General features: G+C 67.9%; 15 protein-coding genes. 11 read left to right on the forward strand and 4 right to left on the reverse strand.

Going from position 1 to position 16,196, the window contains the following annotated elements; genetic code table 11:
- The 9 genes from AC1DYX_RS16610 to AC1DYX_RS16650 all read left to right on the forward strand — a co-directional run.
- Positions 1-1,320: efflux RND transporter periplasmic adaptor subunit (locus AC1DYX_RS16610; protein ID WP_477260715.1), on the forward strand; the 1,320-nt coding region annotated here is incomplete at its 5' end.
- 17 nt (positions 1,321-1,337) lie between these two features.
- Positions 1,338-2,054 carry an ABC transporter ATP-binding protein gene (locus tag AC1DYX_RS16615; protein ID WP_477260717.1) on the forward strand — a complete coding sequence of 239 codons (717 nt, stop codon included), beginning with the start codon at positions 1,338-1,340 and terminating at the stop codon, positions 2,052-2,054.
- Positions 2,055-2,064: 10 nt separating this feature from the next.
- On the forward strand, positions 2,065-3,375 hold the full coding sequence (locus AC1DYX_RS16620; protein WP_477260719.1) for an ABC transporter permease: 1,311 nt from the start codon (positions 2,065-2,067) through the stop codon (positions 3,373-3,375).
- Between the two features lie 19 nt (positions 3,376-3,394).
- Positions 3,395-4,630, forward strand: coding sequence for an ABC transporter permease (locus tag AC1DYX_RS16625; RefSeq protein WP_477260721.1), 1,236 nt, complete (start codon positions 3,395-3,397; stop codon positions 4,628-4,630).
- A gap of 24 nt (positions 4,631-4,654) precedes the next feature.
- Complete coding sequence (locus tag AC1DYX_RS16630; protein WP_477260723.1) at positions 4,655-5,989, forward strand: sigma-54-dependent transcriptional regulator; 1,335 nt, start codon at positions 4,655-4,657, stop codon at positions 5,987-5,989.
- Positions 5,986-7,308, forward strand: a complete 1,323-nt coding sequence (locus AC1DYX_RS16635) for a sensor histidine kinase (RefSeq protein ID WP_477260725.1) — start codon at positions 5,986-5,988, stop codon at positions 7,306-7,308. Before AC1DYX_RS16630 ends, AC1DYX_RS16635 begins: the two co-directional genes overlap by 4 nt.
- A 187-nt stretch (positions 7,309-7,495) precedes the next feature.
- The gene (locus AC1DYX_RS16640) at positions 7,496-7,867 is read left to right on the forward strand and encodes an energy transducer TonB (protein WP_477260727.1); all 372 of its coding nucleotides are present in this window, start codon (positions 7,496-7,498) and stop codon (positions 7,865-7,867) included.
- Positions 7,831-8,634 carry a fused MFS/spermidine synthase gene (locus AC1DYX_RS16645; protein WP_477260730.1) on the forward strand — a complete coding sequence of 268 codons (804 nt, stop codon included), beginning with the start codon at positions 7,831-7,833 and terminating at the stop codon, positions 8,632-8,634. Before AC1DYX_RS16640 ends, AC1DYX_RS16645 begins: the two co-directional genes overlap by 37 nt.
- 40 nt (positions 8,635-8,674) lie before the next feature.
- Positions 8,675-9,196: a GNAT family N-acetyltransferase gene (locus AC1DYX_RS16650; protein ID WP_477260732.1), complete on the forward strand. Its 522-nt coding sequence runs from the start codon at positions 8,675-8,677 to the stop codon at positions 9,194-9,196.
- A gap of 13 nt (positions 9,197-9,209) precedes the next feature.
- Here the strand turns inward: AC1DYX_RS16650 and AC1DYX_RS16655 are convergent, their stop codons facing one another.
- On the reverse strand, positions 9,210-9,359 hold the full coding sequence (locus AC1DYX_RS16655; protein ID WP_477260734.1) for a twin-arginine translocation signal domain-containing protein: 150 nt from the start codon (positions 9,357-9,359) through the stop codon (positions 9,210-9,212).
- Positions 9,360-9,768: 409 nt separating this feature from the next.
- Here AC1DYX_RS16655 and AC1DYX_RS16660 point away from each other — a divergent pair, with 409 nt between their 5' ends.
- Positions 9,769-11,352, forward strand: a complete 1,584-nt coding sequence (locus AC1DYX_RS16660) for a S1C family serine protease (protein ID WP_477260736.1) — start codon at positions 9,769-9,771, stop codon at positions 11,350-11,352.
- Complete coding sequence (locus tag AC1DYX_RS16665) at positions 11,352-12,272, forward strand: hypothetical protein (RefSeq protein WP_477260738.1); 921 nt, start codon at positions 11,352-11,354, stop codon at positions 12,270-12,272. The genes AC1DYX_RS16660 and AC1DYX_RS16665 overlap by 1 nt, the downstream gene beginning before the upstream one ends.
- A 149-nt stretch (positions 12,273-12,421) precedes the next feature.
- Here AC1DYX_RS16665 and AC1DYX_RS16670 read toward each other — a convergent pair whose 3' ends face one another.
- The 3 genes from AC1DYX_RS16670 to AC1DYX_RS16680 all read right to left on the reverse strand — a co-directional run.
- Complete coding sequence (locus tag AC1DYX_RS16670; protein ID WP_477260740.1) at positions 12,422-14,062, reverse strand: serine hydrolase; 1,641 nt, start codon at positions 14,060-14,062, stop codon at positions 12,422-12,424.
- A 133-nt stretch (positions 14,063-14,195) separates the two neighbouring features.
- Positions 14,196-15,851 carry a CehA/McbA family metallohydrolase gene (locus AC1DYX_RS16675; RefSeq protein WP_477260742.1) on the reverse strand — a complete coding sequence of 552 codons (1,656 nt, stop codon included), beginning with the start codon at positions 15,849-15,851 and terminating at the stop codon, positions 14,196-14,198.
- Between the two features lie 85 nt (positions 15,852-15,936).
- On the reverse strand, positions 15,937-16,196 hold a 260-nt coding region (locus AC1DYX_RS16680), incomplete at its 5' end, for a hypothetical protein (RefSeq protein WP_477260744.1).

The following is a 16,196-nucleotide window of genomic DNA, read 5'->3' on the forward strand; positions in this document are numbered from 1 at the left end:
CTGGCATGGATCATGCAAATACGGCACTGTCCACCAACCCGTGTCCACATCATGATCCGCGATACATCCCAACAAGACGCCGTCATCGCCCCGTCCGCGGGCCACAAGCTGAAGCGCCGCGCGCTCTGGATCGGCAGCGCCGTCCTCGCCGCCGCCCTGTGCGCCGGCCTCGTGTCGACGTGGCGCGGCAGTGAGACGTCCGTCAGCGCGGCGCGGCTGCGCATCGCCGAGGTCACGCGCGGGACGCTCGTGCGCGACGCCTCCGTCAACGGCCGCGTCGTGGCCGCCGTCAGCCCGACCTTGTACGCCAAGGCCGCGGCGACCGTCAACCTGAAGGTCGCCGCCGGCGACACGGTGAAAAAGGGCCAGGTGCTGGCCGTGCTGGAATCGCCCGACCTGACGGACGTGCTGAAGCGCGAAGTGTCCGCCTACGAAGGCCTGAAGGCCGAGGTGGCGCGCCAGCAGATCCTGTCGCGCAAGCAGAAGCTACTGGCCCAGAAGGACGCCGACACCGCCGAAATCGACCGCCTGTCGGCCCAGCGCACGCTGGAACGCTATGACAGCGTGGGCCAGGTCGGCATCATCGCCAGGAACGATTACCAGAAAGCCAAGGATGCGCTGCAGTCGGCCCAGATCCGCGCGAAGCACGCCTCGCAGGCCGCCGTTCTGGAAGGCGAGGACGTCGCGCTCGCGCTGAAGACGAAGATGAACGACCTGGAACGCGCGCGCCTGTCGATGGAGGAAGCGCAGCGCCGCGTCGACGAGCTGACGGTGCGCGCGCCCGTCGACGGCTTCATCGGCACGCTGAACGTACAGGACCGCATGGTGGTCGCCGCGAACGCGCCGCTGATGACGCTCGTCGACCTGTCCAGGCTCGAGGTCGAGATCGAGGTGCCGGAAACCTATGCGGCCGACCTGGGCCTCGGCATGAACGCCGAAGTGACGCTGCCCTCGGGCAGCGCGACCGGCAAGCTGTCGGCGCTGTCGCCGGAAGTCGTCAAGAGCATGGTGCTGGCGCGCCTACGCTTCGACGGCGAACAGCCGAAGGGCCTGCGCCAGAGCCAGCGCGTGACGGCGCGCCTGCTCATCGAGGAAAAACCGAACGTGCTGATGGTGCCGCGCGGCCCGTTCGTCGAAAGCGAGGGCGGGCGCTATGCCTACGTCGTGCGCGACGGGATCGCCACGCGCACGCCGATCCGCATGGGCGCCACGAGCATCTCCGTCGTCGAGATCCTCTCCGGCCTGAAACAGGGCGACAAGGTCGTCGTCGCCGGCACCGACGCGTTCAACAACGCCCAGCGCATCTCGATCAACCAGTAACCAACAAAGGACAAGCCATGCTGCGCATGACCAATCTCTCCAAGGTATACCGCACCCACATGATCGAGACGCACGCGCTGCGCGGCTTCGAGATCGAGGTCCGCGAAGGCGAATTCGTCACCGTGACCGGCCCGTCCGGCTCGGGCAAGACGAGCTTTCTCAATATCGCCGGCCTGCTCGAGGAATTCACGTCCGGCGAATACATCCTGGACGGCATCAACGTGAAGGGCCTGGACGACAACGCCCGCTCGCGCCTGCGCAACGAAAAGCTGGGCTTCATCTTCCAGGGCTTCAACCTGATCCCTGACCTGAATTTGTTCGACAACGTCGACGTCCCGCTGCGCTACCGCGGCTTCAACGCGACCGAGCGCAAGAAGCGCATCGAGGACGCGCTCTCCAAGGTCGGCCTGGCCTCGCGCATGAAGCATTATCCGGCCGAGCTGTCCGGCGGCCAGCAGCAGCGCGTGGCCATCGCGCGCGCCCTGGCCGGTTCGCCCAAGCTGCTGCTGGCCGACGAACCGACCGGCAACCTCGATACCCAGATGGCGCGCGGCGTGATGGAACTGCTGGAAGAGATCAACGCGGCCGGCACGACGATCCTGATGGTCACGCACGACCCGGAATTGGCCGTGCGCACCACGCGCAACGTGCACATCATCGACGGCCGGGTGTCCGACCTCGTGCGCCGCGGCCCGACGCTGGTCGACGCCAGGGCCGCCACGGCGCCGGTATAAGGAGACCACCATGTTCGGCTATTACTTCAGGCTCGGCGTACGCAGCCTGCGCCGCAACCCCGCCCTCACGGCGCTGATGGTGCTGACCCTGGCGGTGGGCGTCGCGGCCAGCGTGTCCACGCTGACGATCCTGCACATGATGTCGAGCGACCCGATTCCGCAGAAGAGCAGCCGGCTGTTCGTGCCGCTGCTCGATCCGGGCAACCCGGAGGACTATTCCCCGGGCGACGAACCGATCGACATCCAGCTCACGTACCAGGACGCACAGAACATGCTGAAAAGCGGCCTGGGCGTGCGCCGCACGGCGCTGTATGGCCTGCAAGCGCCCATGCAGCCGCCGCGCAAGGATATTCCGCCATTCAGCGTCACGGGACTCGCGCCCACGCGCGACTTCTTCGCCATGATGGACGTCCCCTTTATCCACGGCCAGACCTGGACCGAGCAGGACGATGCGCGCGGTGCCGACGTCGTCGTGCTGTCCCGCGCGATCGCCGAAAAACTGTACGGCAGTACCGATCCGGTCGGCCAACGGCTTACCCTGCTGGGCACGCCGTTCACCGTGGTCGGCGTGACCGACACGTGGATGGCGCTACCCCGCTTCTACCGCCTGGCCGGCGGCGTGCGCTACGGCGAGGAAGAAGAATTCTTCATCCCGCTCGCCACCGCCATCCGCCACGAGGTCACCCACAACGGCAACATGAGCTGCTCGGGCAGTTCCGGCGCCGGCTTCGCGGCCCGCCTGGCGTCCGAATGCACGTGGATCACGGCCTGGTTCGAGACGGCATCCGCCGGCGACCGCGCGGAGCTGCAGACGTGGCTCGACAACTACGCGGCCGAGCAACGCAAGCTGGGCCGCCTGAAGCGCAATGCGCCGAACCGCCTGTTCGACGTGCCGGGATGGCTCGAGTACACGAAGGTCGTCGGCAAGGACAGCAAGCTGCAGACCTGGCTCGCCTTCGGCTTCCTCGCGCTGTGCCTCGTGAATACCATCGGCCTGCTGCTGGCAAAGTTTTCCGTGCGCGCCGCCGAGATCGGCGTGCGCCGCGCGCTGGGTGCCTCGCGCGCCGAGATCTTCCGCCAGTTCCTCATCGAGACCAGCGTCGTGGGCCTCGTCGGCGGCGTGCTCGGGCTCGTGCTCGCATTCGGCGCGCTGGCCCTCATCGCCATGCAGGGCAAGCAGACGGCGGCCGTGGCCCATATGGACTGGCAGATGCTGATCATGACCTTCCTCATGTCCGTCGGCGCCGCCATCCTCGCCGGCCTGTTGCCGACCTGGCGCGCCTGCCTTGTCACGCCCGCCATCCAACTGAAATCCCAATGAGATTGCGAAGGAGAACGCCATGGAAATCCGTCCCATCCTGTCCGCGCTGCTGCGCAACAAGACCGGCCCGATCCTCGTCGCGCTGCAGGTCGCCCTGAGCCTGGCGATCCTCGCCAACGCCGCGCACATCGTCAACGAACGCCGGGCCGTCGCCGCGCGGCCGTCCGGCCTGGCCGACGAACACTCGACGTTCTACATCTCGGCGCGTACCCTGTCGAACGACACGCCCGAGCAGGAGCTGGCCACCATCAAGCGCCAGACCGCGCTGCTGCGCGCCGTGGGCGGCGTGGTCTCGGTCGCCCACACGACCCAGATGCCGCTGGCCCGCAGCGGCAGCAACACGAGCGTGGCAGTCGACCGCCGCCAGGCCCGTGCCAGCGCCATCGCGTCGACTTACCTTTCGGGCGATTCGCTGATCAAGACCTTGGGCCTGAAACTGGTCGAAGGCCGCGATTTCCTGCCCTCGGAACTCCTCGACTACAACGAGAGCACGAGTACCGAGCGGCCGCCGCAAGTCATTGCCACCAAGGCGCTGGCCGAGAAAATGTGGCCGGGCCAGTCCGCGGTCGGCAAGACGATGTTCTTCGGCACCGGCAAGGACGCCCAGCCGGCGCAGGTGGTCGGCGTGGTCGAGACGCTGATGAGCGCCCATGCGGAAGTCGGCGAAGCGGGCATGGATTCCGTCATCGTACCCGCGCGCCTGTACGGCGGCGGGCCGGTCGACCTGTACGCGATCCGCACCGAGCCGGGCCAGCGCGACCGCGTGATGAAGGAAGTGGAAGACACGCTGCGCAAGTCGTCGGCCACGCCGATGATCACGAAGATGAAGACCGTCGACGAAGACCGCAAGGAGCGCTACCGCGCCGACGTCGCGCTGCAGTGGATGCTGGTCACGGTGAGCGTGCTGCTCCTCCTGATCACCGCGAGCGGCATCGTCGGCATGGCCAGCCTGTGGGTCACGCAGCGCCGCAAGCAGATCGGCGTGCGCCGCGCGCTGGGCGCGAAGAAGACCGACATCCTGCGCTACTTCATCGCGGAGAATTTCATGATCACGAGCGCCGGCGTGTTCGGCGGCGTGGCGCTGGGCCTCGCGCTGAACCAGCTCCTCGTCAGCAAGCTGGAAATGGCGCGCCTGCCGGCAGGCTACCTCGTGTTCGGCGCCCTCGGCTTCTGGCTGCTGGGCGTGCTGGCGGCGTACGGTCCGGCATGGCGCGCAGCCAGCATCTCGCCCGCGACGGCCACGCGCAGCGTCTGACCCGGCGGTGATATGCTAGCGGGCATGCCTACCGTATTGATCATCGATGACAACGCCGCCGTCGGCATCGCGCTCGACGTCCTGTTCTCGCTGCACGATATCACGTCGCTGCGCGCCGCTTCGCCCGAGGAAGGCCTCGCCCTCCTCGCGCGCGAGCCGGTCGACCTGGTCATCCAGGACATGAACTTCACGGCCGACACCACGTCCGGCGAGGAAGGCGTGGCGCTGTTCCGCCAGATCCGCAAGCTGTACCCGGACCTGCCCGTGATCCTGCTGACGGCGTGGACGCACCTGGACGCGGCGGTCGACCTGATCAAGGCCGGCGCCGCCGACTACCTGTCCAAGCCGTGGAACGACGACCGCCTGCTGGCGACGGTGACGAACCTGATCGAGCTGGGCCAGGCCAACCGCGCCCTGGGCCAGCGCCTGCAGCGCGAACGGCGCGCGCGGCGCGAACTGGAACAGAACTTCGACCTGCGCGGCCTCGTCTGGGCCGACCCGGCCACCGAACGCGTGCTGAGCCTCGCCTGCCAGGTGGCGCGCGCCGACGTGCCGGTCCTGATCACGGGGCCGAACGGCACGGGCAAGGAACGCATCGCCGAGATCATCCAGGCCAACTCCATGGTCCGCGACGGCCCGTTCGTCGTGCTGAACTGCGGTGCCCTGCCCTCGGAACTCATCGAGGCGGAACTGTTCGGTGCGGACGCCGGCGCGTACACGGGCGCGTCGAAGGCGCGCGAAGGCAAGTTCGAAGCGGCCGACGGCGGCACGCTGTTTCTCGACGAGATCGGCAACCTGCCGCTGGCCGGCCAGATGAAGCTGCTGCGCGTACTGGAGACGGGGCGCTTCGAGCGCCTCGGCTCGAACCGCGAGCGCCAGGTGAAGGTGCGCGTGATCAGCGCGACGAATGCCGACCTCTCCGCGATGATCCGCGCCGGCACCTTCCGCGAAGATTTGTACTATCGCCTGAACGTGATCGAACTGAAGCTGCCGGCGCTGGCCGCGCGCCCGGGCGACATCCTGCCGCTGGCGCACGGCTTTCTCGCCCCCGGCAAGTCCCTGCATCCGGGCGCGGAAGCCGCGCTGCTGGCACATGCCTGGCCGGGCAATGTGCGCGAACTGAAGAACGTGATGGCGCGCGCGAACCTGCTGGCCCAGGGCGACATGATCAAGGCCGCCGGCCTGGGCCTGCCGCTGCCCGCCCATGCCGCCCTCGATGCGGAACCGGACCGCGACGCCATCACGCAGGCGCTGGCGCGCGCGGGCGGCGTGATCGCACAGGCGGCCGCGGAACTCGGGCTGTCGCGCCAGGCCCTGTATCGCCGCATGGAGCGCCTGGGCATCGCACGCGTGGCATGAAATTCAGGCTATCCCTCGTCACGCGCTGGTCGGCCCTCGTCGGCACGCTGCTGGCGGTCGGGATCCTGATCGCGCTGGCGCTCGACCACCTGCTGCCCGGCCAGCCGCTGGCCGTGCTGGGCATCTGCCTGCTGTGCGTGGTGCCGATCGCGATCATCACCTTGCGCTCGCAGGTCCAGCCCATCCTGTCGCTGTTCCGCGCCCTCGAAGGCACGGTCGCCAGTTACCGCGACGGCGATTTCTCGTTCAGCCTGCACTGGCCGCAGAACGACGAACTGTCGGACCTCATCGCCGCCCACAATGCGCTGGGCGAAGTCCTGCGCGAGCAGCGCCTGGACCTCGTGCAGCGCGAACTGCTGCTCGACACGATGGTGCAGAACACGCCCGTCGCCATGCTGCTCGTGACGGAACCGCCGGGCGCGGCCGGCCGCGTGATCGTCTACGCCAACGTGGCCGCGCGCCAGTTGCTGTTCGACGGCCACAAGTTGGAAGGCCACGCGCTGCACGACGTGCTGGAGAAGACGCCGGCGCTCGTGGAGGCGCTGGTGCGCGGCGGCGACGGCCTGTTCACGGCCGGCGACGGCGAAGAGGAAGAGGTCTACCACCTGGCGCGCCGCAACTTCAGCCTGAACGGCCGGCGCCACGAACTGCTGCTGCTGCGCCAGCTGACGGCCGAACTGCGGCGCCAGGAAGTGCAGACCTGGAAAAAAGTCATCCGCGTCATCAGCCACGAGTTGAACAACTCCCTCGCCCCGCTCGCATCGCTCGCGCACTCGGGCACGGAACTGGTGCGGCGCGGCCAGACGGAGCGCCTGCCGCAGATCCTGCAGACCATCGGCGAGCGCACGCGTCACCTGGAGAGCTTCATCCTCGGCTACGCCCGTTTCGCCAAGCTGCCCTCCCCGCGCCTGGAACCGATCGCCTGGGCCGACCTCGTCGCCGGCCTCGCCGGCCAGGTCGCGTTCCGCCTCGAGGGAGATTTGCCGGAGACGCCGGCCCGCATCGACCGCGCGCAGATGGAACAAGCGCTGCTCAACCTCCTCAAGAACGCGCACGAATCGGGCTCGCGCCCGGACGACGTCGAGCTGCACGTGCGGCGCGTGCAGGACGTGGTGCGCATCGACGTCCTCGACCGCGGCACGGGCATGAACGACGCCGTGCTGACGAACGCGCTCGTCCCGTTCTACTCCACCAAGCGCAGCGGCACGGGCCTGGGCCTCGCGCTGGCGCGCGAAATCGCCGAGGCGCACGGCGGCCGCATCACCCTCGGCAACCGCGAGGGCGGCGGGCTGGCCGTCACCCTGATCCTGCCAGTCTAAATTCGGGGTCAGAGCACATTATTTTCCGTCCATCCGCCGGGTTGGACGCCGTTCTTCGCACTTGTGCACACGATGGGCGAGGTTCGCGGCAAGTCGACAATATAATGTGCTCTGACCCCGAATTTTTGGCCGATGCGTACGATCGTGCGATACTCCGGGTTTCGTTGTCGTTGGAGTATCCCGAAGCATGATGCGACTCTCCCTCTTTTGCATGGCCCTGCTGACGCTCGTTGGTTGTGTCCAGTCTCCGTCTTCCCGCACGGCCGCCGCGCCCGCCCAGCCGCAGCCACAGCCGCAGCAGCCGGGCCAGGATTGCGCGCCGCCCGTCTATCCGGCCGAAGCCCTGCAGGCACGCATGAGCGGCGTGTCGACGATGGCCTTCCTCGTCGGCAGCGACGGCGCCGTGCGCGAGGCGCGGCTGCTGAAGTCGAGCGGTCATGCGATCCTCGACCAGGCGGCGCAGGCCGCGCTCAGGCTGTGCCGGTTCACGCCGGCGGTCAAGGATGGCCAGCCGGTCGCGGCGTGGCAGCCCGTCCAGTACGCGTGGGCGCTGCCGTGACGAACGCCAGGGATCCCCGCTTTTCCCGGCCGGGCCACCCGCCGGCCACGATCACCGAGTTCGAAGGCGTGCGCTCGCTGCACCTCGGCACCTCGTGGGTGCAGGGCGCGATGCGGCTCGCGCGGCCGGATGCGATCGAGCTGGAATACGTGCAGATGATGATGATGTGGATGCTGTTCCTGCCCGACCCGCGCCGCATCGTCCAGCTGGGCCTCGGCAGCGCCGCGCTGACCAGGTTCTGCCACCAGCGCTTCCCGCAGGCGCGCGTGACCACCGCCGAGCTGAACCCGAACGTGATCGCGATCTGCCATGAGTACTTCGGCCTGCCGCCGAACGACGCCCGCCTGGACGTGCGCGAGATGGACGCGCTCGACTTCGTGCTGGACGCCTCGAATCACGGCACGGTCGACGTGCTGCAGGTCGACCTGTACGACGAAGAGGCGCGCGGCCCGGTGCTCGACACCCCCGAGTTCTACGCGGCCTGCGCCGCCTGCCTGAAGGACGGGGGCATCATGACCGCCAACGTGTTCGGCGATTTCGCCAACTACGACCGGAACCTGGAGGCGATGGAGGACGCGTTCGACGCCGTCGTCTGGCTGCCCGAGGTCCACGACGCCAACATCGTCGTCATCGCATTCAAGGACGCGCCGCAGATCGACTTCGCCGTGCTGTACGAGCGCGCCGGCGAGATCAAGCGGCGCTACAACCTGCCCGCCAAGAACTGGGTCAACGGGTTGAAGGAGTGGATGCGCGACCATACCGGCTGATCGTGCGCCGGGTTAGCCAGGGTCCGGCTAGCATGGGGGCATGAGCGCCCCCGACATCACCCTTCTGCACACCGCACGCCTGCGGCTCGTCGTGCCGCACGCCCGCCACACGGCCCCATTCGCCGCGCTGCATGCGGACCCGTACACGATGCGCTACATCGGCGACGGCCGCGCGCTGGACCGGACGGATGCCTGGCTGCAGCTGGCCATGCTGATCGGGCACTGGCAGATGCGCGGCTATGGCGTCTGGATCGTCGAAGACGCCGCCGACGGCAGCTTCGTCGGCCGCGTCGGCCTGTTCCATCCTGCCGGGTGGGACGAGCCGGAACTCATCTGGATGATCGTGCCGGCGCTGCGCGGCCGGGGTCTCGCCACGGAAGCGGCGCAGGCCGCGCGCGACGCCGCGTTCGGTGCGCTGGGCTTGCAGAGCCTGGTCAGCCTGGTCCGGCCCGGGAATGAGGCGTCACGCCGCGTGGCCATGAAGGTCGGGGCCATACCCGCGGAAACGGTGAGCTTTCCGGACGGTCCGCTGCAGACGTACCGCTATCGCGCTTCCAGCTGAGCAGCTGGGCGGCTCAGCGCCGCTCCCGCCACCACAGGCCCAGCTTGGCCGCGAGGGGCATCGCCGTGAGCATCTCCTCGGCGGCGATGGCGTTGCCGAACACAGGCACCAGCATGGCGCCGGCGGTACCGGCACCGATTTTAAGAAAGGTACGGCGTTCCATGGGATCTCCTGAAATCACACAACATCCTGGACAGCGGCCCGGGTGGCGGTCCGCTCTTTTTATTACTGCGGTGCGCCGCACGGGGTGGCCGGGCGACGGAGAGAGCGCATGCACCTTAGCAGCAAGTTGACGTTTTGAATAGGCAATCTTCATGCCATGCGCGAGGCCGCGAATTTGCGCGTTCCTGGCGCGTTGATCGTGTCCACGCAGTGTTCGCGACTGTCCGCGATCTGTGGCCGGACACCTCGCGTATGCACGCGGAAAGGCCGTCAATACATGCGGCTCCAGCACCCCGCACGCAACATTACCGACAGATTACGCGTGAGAATTCGCGCATTTTTACCGTTACGCACCGTGTATATTTCGTCGGCAAAGTATGAATGTCACATTTTCAGAACACAGGGATTCCATGAAGATCGTCCGCTTCGCCACCGCTACCGCGATCGCACTGGCCAGTTGCACGCTCCACGCCCAGGAGACCGGCGAGCAGGCCGCGCCGCCCGCCGCGGCACCGGCCGCCACGGTGTCGACCGCCGCCCCTTCCACGACCACGGCGCCCGTGTCGCCGGCCGTCGAGAACTCGGTGGTCAAGATCTTCAGCACCCTGCGCAGGCCCGACCCGTTCAAGCCGTGGACCAAGGCCACGCCGCAGGAAATCACGGGATCGGGCGTCGTCATCGAAGGCAAGCGCATCCTCACCAATGCTCACGTGGTCGGCTACGCGAGCCAGGTGGAGGTGCAGGCCAGCCAGGACGGCGACAAGGTCGGCGCCACCGTCGTCGCGATCGCGCGCGGCATGGACCTGGCCCTCCTGAAACTGGACGACGAATCGTTCTTCGACAAGCACCATCCGGTCAAGCGCACGAGCGTCCTGCCGGACGTGCGCGAAGCCGTGATGGCCTATGGCTATCCGCTCGGCGGCACGTCGCTGTCCGTCACCAAGGGCATCGTCTCGCGCGTCGAATTCGTCCCCTATGGCTATGGCAGCGCGGGCCTGCGCGTGCAGATCGACGCGCCGATCAACCCCGGCAACAGCGGCGGCCCCGTGATCGACGGCGACAGGATGGTCGGCCTCGCGTTCTCGGTGGCGGCGAATGCCCAGAACATCGGCTACGTGATCCCGAACGAGGAAGTGGAACTGTTCCTGCGCGACGTGGCCGATGGCCGCTACGACGGCAAGCCGCTGCTGCTGGACGACGTCCAGACGCTCGAAAATCCCGTGCTGCGCCAGTACCTCAAGCTCGACAAGTCGGTCGACGGCGTCGTCGTGCACCGCCCCTACCGCAGCGACGCCGCGTACCCGCTGAAGGAATGGGACGTCATCACGCGCATCGGCGATTACCCCATCGACGACCAGGGCATGGTCAAGCTGGGCCCGAACCTGCGCGTGCGCTTCCAGTACCGCGTGCAGCAGGTCGCCAAAAACGGCAAGGTGCCGCTGACCATCGTCCGCGGCGGCAAGACGATGCAGGTGCAGGTGCCAGTCGACGGCCCACGTCCGCTGCTGATCCCGCCGCTGGATGGCGCTTATCCGTCCTACTTCGTGTACGGCCCGATCGTGTTCTCGCGCGCCTCGGCCGAATTCCTCTCCTTCATCAACGGCAGCGCGCCGCTGCTGAACGCCTACAGTTTCAACGCCAGCCCGCTCGTGACGCGCCGCGGCGACGAGCCGGACGCCCAGCGCGAGGAACTGGTCGTCGTCAGCTCGCCGTTCTTCCCGCACAAGCTCGTCGCGGGCTACAGCAACCGCTTCGGCTCCGTCGTCGACTCCGTCAACGGCGTGCCGGTACGCAGCCTGCGCCATCTGGTGGCCCTGCTGCGCGACCTGAAGGACGACCTCGTCGTGCTGCGCTTCGACCAGCGCCTGGGCGAGACGATGGTCCTGCCGCGCAAGGCGATGGTCGACGCCACCGAAGGCATCCTGCAGGACAACGGCATTCGCTCGCAGGGTTCGCCCGACATGATGGACGTCTGGAACGGCAAGAAGAGTTGATGGCGCAGATGACTTCCTGGCGCCGCGCTGTCGTCGGCGCGGTGGCGGCGGCCTGCATGCCGGGCCTGTGTTCCGCGATGGGTCCGGTGTCCCAGCCGACCGCGGCCCAGTTGGCCGCGCTGGCCTTCCCCGGCTGGAACGACAGCGCGGCCGGGCGCGTGCACGGCGCCGCCATGCCGGCCATTCCCGGCATGGTGGCGCACGGCGTCCGTACCGGCTGGAACCAGGGCATGAACCGGGTACTCGTCGAGCCGAAGCTGGTGCTGCGCACGGATGCCACGCACCTGACCCTCATCGCGGGCCTCGTGCCGGCCGGCGACGACGGCCGGAACCAGGCAGCGCAGGCGACGCCGATGGCGCTGGCGGCCTACCAGTTCGAACAGCACGCCGGCACCTGGGGCGTGAGCGGACGCCAGGGCATCTTCGCGCTGCGCGGCTTTTCCGGCGCCGCCACCGTGCGCGAGGTCGCGCTGGCTGCGCGGCGCCCGGCCGTGGCGGTCGAATACGGCAGCTGCTGGCAGGGGTATTGCGGCACCTGGCTCGCCGTGTACGAAGTGAATCGCGACATGGTCAGGCACGAGCCGGCCGTGGAGCTGGCGCTGTCCGGCATCAATATCGACAGCGCGGCGGACTGCCAGCGGCGCCTGGTCCCGCTGATCAAGGCGCGCACGCCGGATGCGGCACCGCGCGACGACGGGGCCGATGCGGACTCGCACGACTGCTATGCGATCGAGAGCAGCTGGGCCATCGACGCCACGCATGACCAGCCGGGCGATCTCACCATCCGCTACCAGGGCGCGATGAGCCGCGCCGAGACGCATGCGGGGCCGCCGGCCGCGATCGACCAGCGCCAGGTGCTCCGCTACGGGAACGGCAAATACCGCGCGATCTCCGGTTTCTCGCCGGTGCCGGCGATCTAAGAACCTGTCCCGGTAGCGTATGCATCGCGGTAACGCATGGTGGGCACAGGGGTGCCCACCCTACCGAAATAGGTTCCAGGAACCTGTCCCGGTAAACGTGGGCTGGTAGGGTGGGCACCCTGTGCCCACGCGTAACGCTGGAATAGGCGCTAAGGCTGCGGTGTCGCCTTTTTCACCGGGGTGAAGTTCAGGTCCTGGAAGTCGTAGCTGAAATCGGTCTCGGTGGAGATCGGCTGCATCTTCATGCGCTCGATGCTGCCGTCCGGGTTCAGTGCGAACGTCACGTACGCGTCGGCGTTGAAGTTGCGCTCCTTCCAGCGCACGATGAAGGTGTCGTGCTGGTAGTGCTCCAGTGTGCCCGTCAGGTCGGGCGTGCGCGACAGGGTCAACAGCTGCTTGCCGCCCACATGCCGGATCGTCGCGATGCCGTACCACGGATCCTCATAGTCGCCGTCGTACGCCGTGCGCGCCAGCGATGGCTGCGACTTCGCGGCGCGCGCCGCATTGGCCTTGCCGAGGCGCGCCAGTTCCTTCGCGCGGTGCTCATCCTCGACGGCTTTCACGATGCCGATCCAGTCGGTCGTGGCCGCCGGGTTCAGCATGCGGTCGAGCAGCTGGTACTGCAGCGCGTTCAGCGACCCGCCGCTTTCCGCGTTGGTCAGGATGGCGATGCCCAGCTTCGCTTCCGGTACCAGCACCACCTTCGAATAAAAGCCCTGCAGCGCGCCGCTGTGCATGGCCAGCAGGCGGCCCTGCCAGTCGCGCAACTGGAAACCGAGTCCGTAGGCCAGGAAGTTCGGGCGCGTGGCGGCCAGCTTCGGATCGGGCTCGCTGATGCGCATCGGCGTCTGTGCCGTCCACATCTCGCGCGCCTGTTTCTCACTGTACAGGCGCGTTTCCTTGCCGTCCGCATCGGTCCTGATGCGGCCACCGGCCAGCAGCACATTCATCCAGCGCGCGATGTCCTCCGCATTCGTATTGATGCCGACGGCGCCCACGGCATTCGGCACCGGCATCGCCTTCACGGCCGCGATCCGGTCGCCCGTCTTGCTGTGCGCGTTCGCCACGTCCGGATTGCCCGCATTGTCCGCGAGGCTGGTCGTCGTCGAGACCATGCCCACCGGTTGCAGGATGCGCTCGCGGATCGTCTCGCCCCACGTCTTGCCCGACCTGGCGGTGATGATCTTGCCGGCCACGATGTACAGCAGGTTGTCGTAGGCATAGCTGCTGCGGAAGCTCGTGGCCGGGCGGATGTAGCGCAGCTTGTGGATGATCTCGTCGGTCGAGAAATCCGTCGTCGGCCACCACAGCAGGTCGCCGGCGCCCAGGCCAAGCCCGCTGCGGTGCGTGAGCAGGTCACGCACCGTCATCTCGTGCGTGACATAGGCATCGTACATCTGGAAGTCCGGCAGGTGCTTCGTGACCGGATCGTCCCACGCCAGCTTGCCCTCGTCGACGAGCATCGCCAGCGCGGCCGCCGTGAACGCCTTCGAGTTTGAGGCTATCTCGAACAGCGTTTTGCCGTCGACCCGGTCCGGCAGGCCCAACTTGCGCACGCCGAAGCCCTGGCTTGCCACGACCTGGCCGTCCTTGACGACGGCGATCGCGATGCCGGGCACGTCGAACAGCTTCATCGTGCGTTCGACGTCGGCGGCGAGATGGGCGTTCAGGACGGCGGCGGCGTCGGGCGCGACGGCGACGAGGTTGGTGGAAACGGGTGGCGGGGCTGACGTCTGCGCCAGTGCGGCGCCGGAAAAAGCGAGCAGGATCGCTGCTGCGATGCGTGTCATGGATTGCACTCTCTGGTTTCTCGGACGGTGGACGGTCCCGGGTCGCGGGAGCGCGGAGCAGGATAGCATTTTCATGACGGCCGCGGTGGCTGGCAAAGCGCCGTCGCGCCCGGCGCGGGCGCAGCCTCGGGTTCTAGCGCAGCGTCGGCGCCGGCGCCTGCTGCATGATCCAGACCGGCGCCGACCACAGAACCCGGCCGTCGTCCTGGGTCACCTTCGCATAGTAGAAATGGGGGCCGGCCGCCGGCGTGATCGTGACATCGGCCTGGTCGGCCATCTGGCTCACGTCGCCGTTGCGGCCCGGGACGCCTTCCATGATCGCCACCGTCGCGGCCCGCCGGCCGCTGGCACCCGCGTACGCCACCTGCAGCCGCAACGGTCCCGTGTTGTCGAAGCGCTCGCCCATCAGGTGGCCGTTCGCGATGAAGACTACCTGCGCCTCCTTGTCCATCGTCGCGAACACGCGGCGCGCGTGCACGGCCTCGAGGAAGCTGGTACGCGTCAGCGGTACGCCGTTCGGGATCAGCACGGCGGTGCGGTTGCTGTACGACGCGCCCCAGTTGGCGCAGTGGTTGTCCTGGTCGCTGCTGAACGCGACGTGGTAGCCCGCCTCCAGCAGCCTGTTGCAGGCCGGTTCGAAATTGCTGCGCCGCGTCTCGCCCTCGTTCTCGCTGCTGGAAAACGCAGCGCTGTTGACCACTTCGCACAAGGCCATCACGGCGTCGCCATCGGGCGTGTACGCGAGCGGCGTGCCATTGATGACGAACTGGCCGGTCGGCGCGGGGTGATTGAACTGGCCCGTCCAGCCGCGCTGGCGCATCAGCGCGTACTGCGCCGCGTAGTCGCTTTTTGGCGTCCCGGAGTCGGCGATGAGTTCACCCTTCGCATTCCGTTCCCACCCGAGCAGCTCGTCGCTGTCGAAGATGTTCAGGTGGCCGCCGTTGCCGATCACGCCCCACTCCATGCCGTACAGGGCCAGGAAGCCCGGATTGGCGTCCGAATAATCGCGCGCCGTCTTCAGGCCCGCCTGGTACATCGCCCTGGCTTTGGCGGGATCGGCGTCCGGATTCGTGCCGTCGGAGCCGTCGAACATATGGTTGTGCTCCGAGACCATCAGGATGTCGAGGCCGTGCCTGCGCGCATACGGGTAGGCGGTCTCCGGGCCATAAGGAGCGCTCTGCGGGTCCTGCGCGCCATGGCATTGATCGACCGGTCCGCCGCCGTCGCTGTCGTGCGTCTGGCTGTGCAGGTTGCCGTAGTAGACCGTGTACGGCAGCGCGCCCGGCGCCGGCGCGGCCAGCCGCGGCGCGTGCTGCGTCGCCAGCGGCGCGAAGGTCGGCAGCGCAGGCCGGGGCATGCCGCCCACGGCGATGTCCCACGCCTGGTCGACGGTCTCGGAGCCGCTCGCGGCATGCAGCCGGACGCGGTAGATGCCGGGCGACGGACGGCGGCCGGCAAGCCGGCCCGTCCAGTGCACGGCCACGTCGGCCGGCTGGCCGGTCAGCGCCAGCCGGCCCTGCCAGCGCGCGACGCGCCGGCCGGACGGGGCGAGGAGGTCCAGGCGCCATGTCACGGGACGGCGGCCTTGCAAGAAAGGATAGTCGAACGACAGCGTGAACGTGCGCGCATCCGGCTGCGCGCCGGCGTCGCCGCGGTACGGCGCCGCCAGCGTCGCATCGAACTCGCGGTGCTCATGGATGGGACCAACGGCGGCCGCACGGGCGCAAGGATTGAACACGCCGGCCGCGGCCAGCACCAGGAGGGATGGGGTCAGGGATGAGGTTTTCATGATGCAATTTTTGCAATTGCATGCCTGGGCCTCTTGATCCACCACTCATAAACTTATCAAATAGTTATTATCTAATTGACAAATTTTAAGGTCGTATTTTTTCGCGGCTCGTCCTGTCCGCAGGCGGTTCGGCGCAGGCCGCGTCGTGGCGGCAGGCCACGTGCAATTCGACCTCGTGCGTGCAGCCGTCGTCCACCAGCAGGATCGTATTGCCCTGCTGCGCCTCGCCGTCCACGCGCAGCAGCGGGGTGTCCGAGCGGCGCACGGCGATCGCGTAATGGCTGCCGCGGTAGCGGTAGTGCAGGCGGAATYCGTCMCAGCCGGCGGGCAGCCGGGGCATCAGCG

Source organism: Massilia sp. P2_C2, from assembly GCF_056404615.1.

Coding starts and splice junctions, on each gene's coding strand:
- AC1DYX_RS16660 (WP_477260736.1), top strand. CDS start 9,769: ATGAAGATCGTCCGCTTCGCCACCGCTACCGCGATCGCACTGGCCAGT.
- AC1DYX_RS16635 (WP_477260725.1), top strand. CDS start 5,986: ATGAAATTCAGGCTATCCCTCGTCACGCGCTGGTCGGCCCTCGTCGGC.
- AC1DYX_RS16675 (WP_477260742.1), bottom strand. CDS start 15,851: ATGAAAACCTCATCCCTGACCCCATCCCTCCTGGTGCTGGCCGCGGCC.
- AC1DYX_RS16640 (WP_477260727.1), top strand. CDS start 7,496: ATGATGCGACTCTCCCTCTTTTGCATGGCCCTGCTGACGCTCGTTGGT.
- AC1DYX_RS16620 (WP_477260719.1), top strand. CDS start 2,065: ATGTTCGGCTATTACTTCAGGCTCGGCGTACGCAGCCTGCGCCGCAAC.
- AC1DYX_RS16615 (WP_477260717.1), top strand. CDS start 1,338: ATGCTGCGCATGACCAATCTCTCCAAGGTATACCGCACCCACATGATC.
- AC1DYX_RS16670 (WP_477260740.1), bottom strand. CDS start 14,062: ATGACACGCATCGCAGCAGCGATCCTGCTCGCTTTTTCCGGCGCCGCA.
- AC1DYX_RS16630 (WP_477260723.1), top strand. CDS start 4,655: ATGCCTACCGTATTGATCATCGATGACAACGCCGCCGTCGGCATCGCG.
- AC1DYX_RS16625 (WP_477260721.1), top strand. CDS start 3,395: ATGGAAATCCGTCCCATCCTGTCCGCGCTGCTGCGCAACAAGACCGGC.
- AC1DYX_RS16655 (WP_477260734.1), bottom strand. CDS start 9,359: ATGGAACGCCGTACCTTTCTTAAAATCGGTGCCGGTACCGCCGGCGCC.
- AC1DYX_RS16665 (WP_477260738.1), top strand. CDS start 11,352: ATGGCGCAGATGACTTCCTGGCGCCGCGCTGTCGTCGGCGCGGTGGCG.
- AC1DYX_RS16650 (WP_477260732.1), top strand. CDS start 8,675: ATGAGCGCCCCCGACATCACCCTTCTGCACACCGCACGCCTGCGGCTC.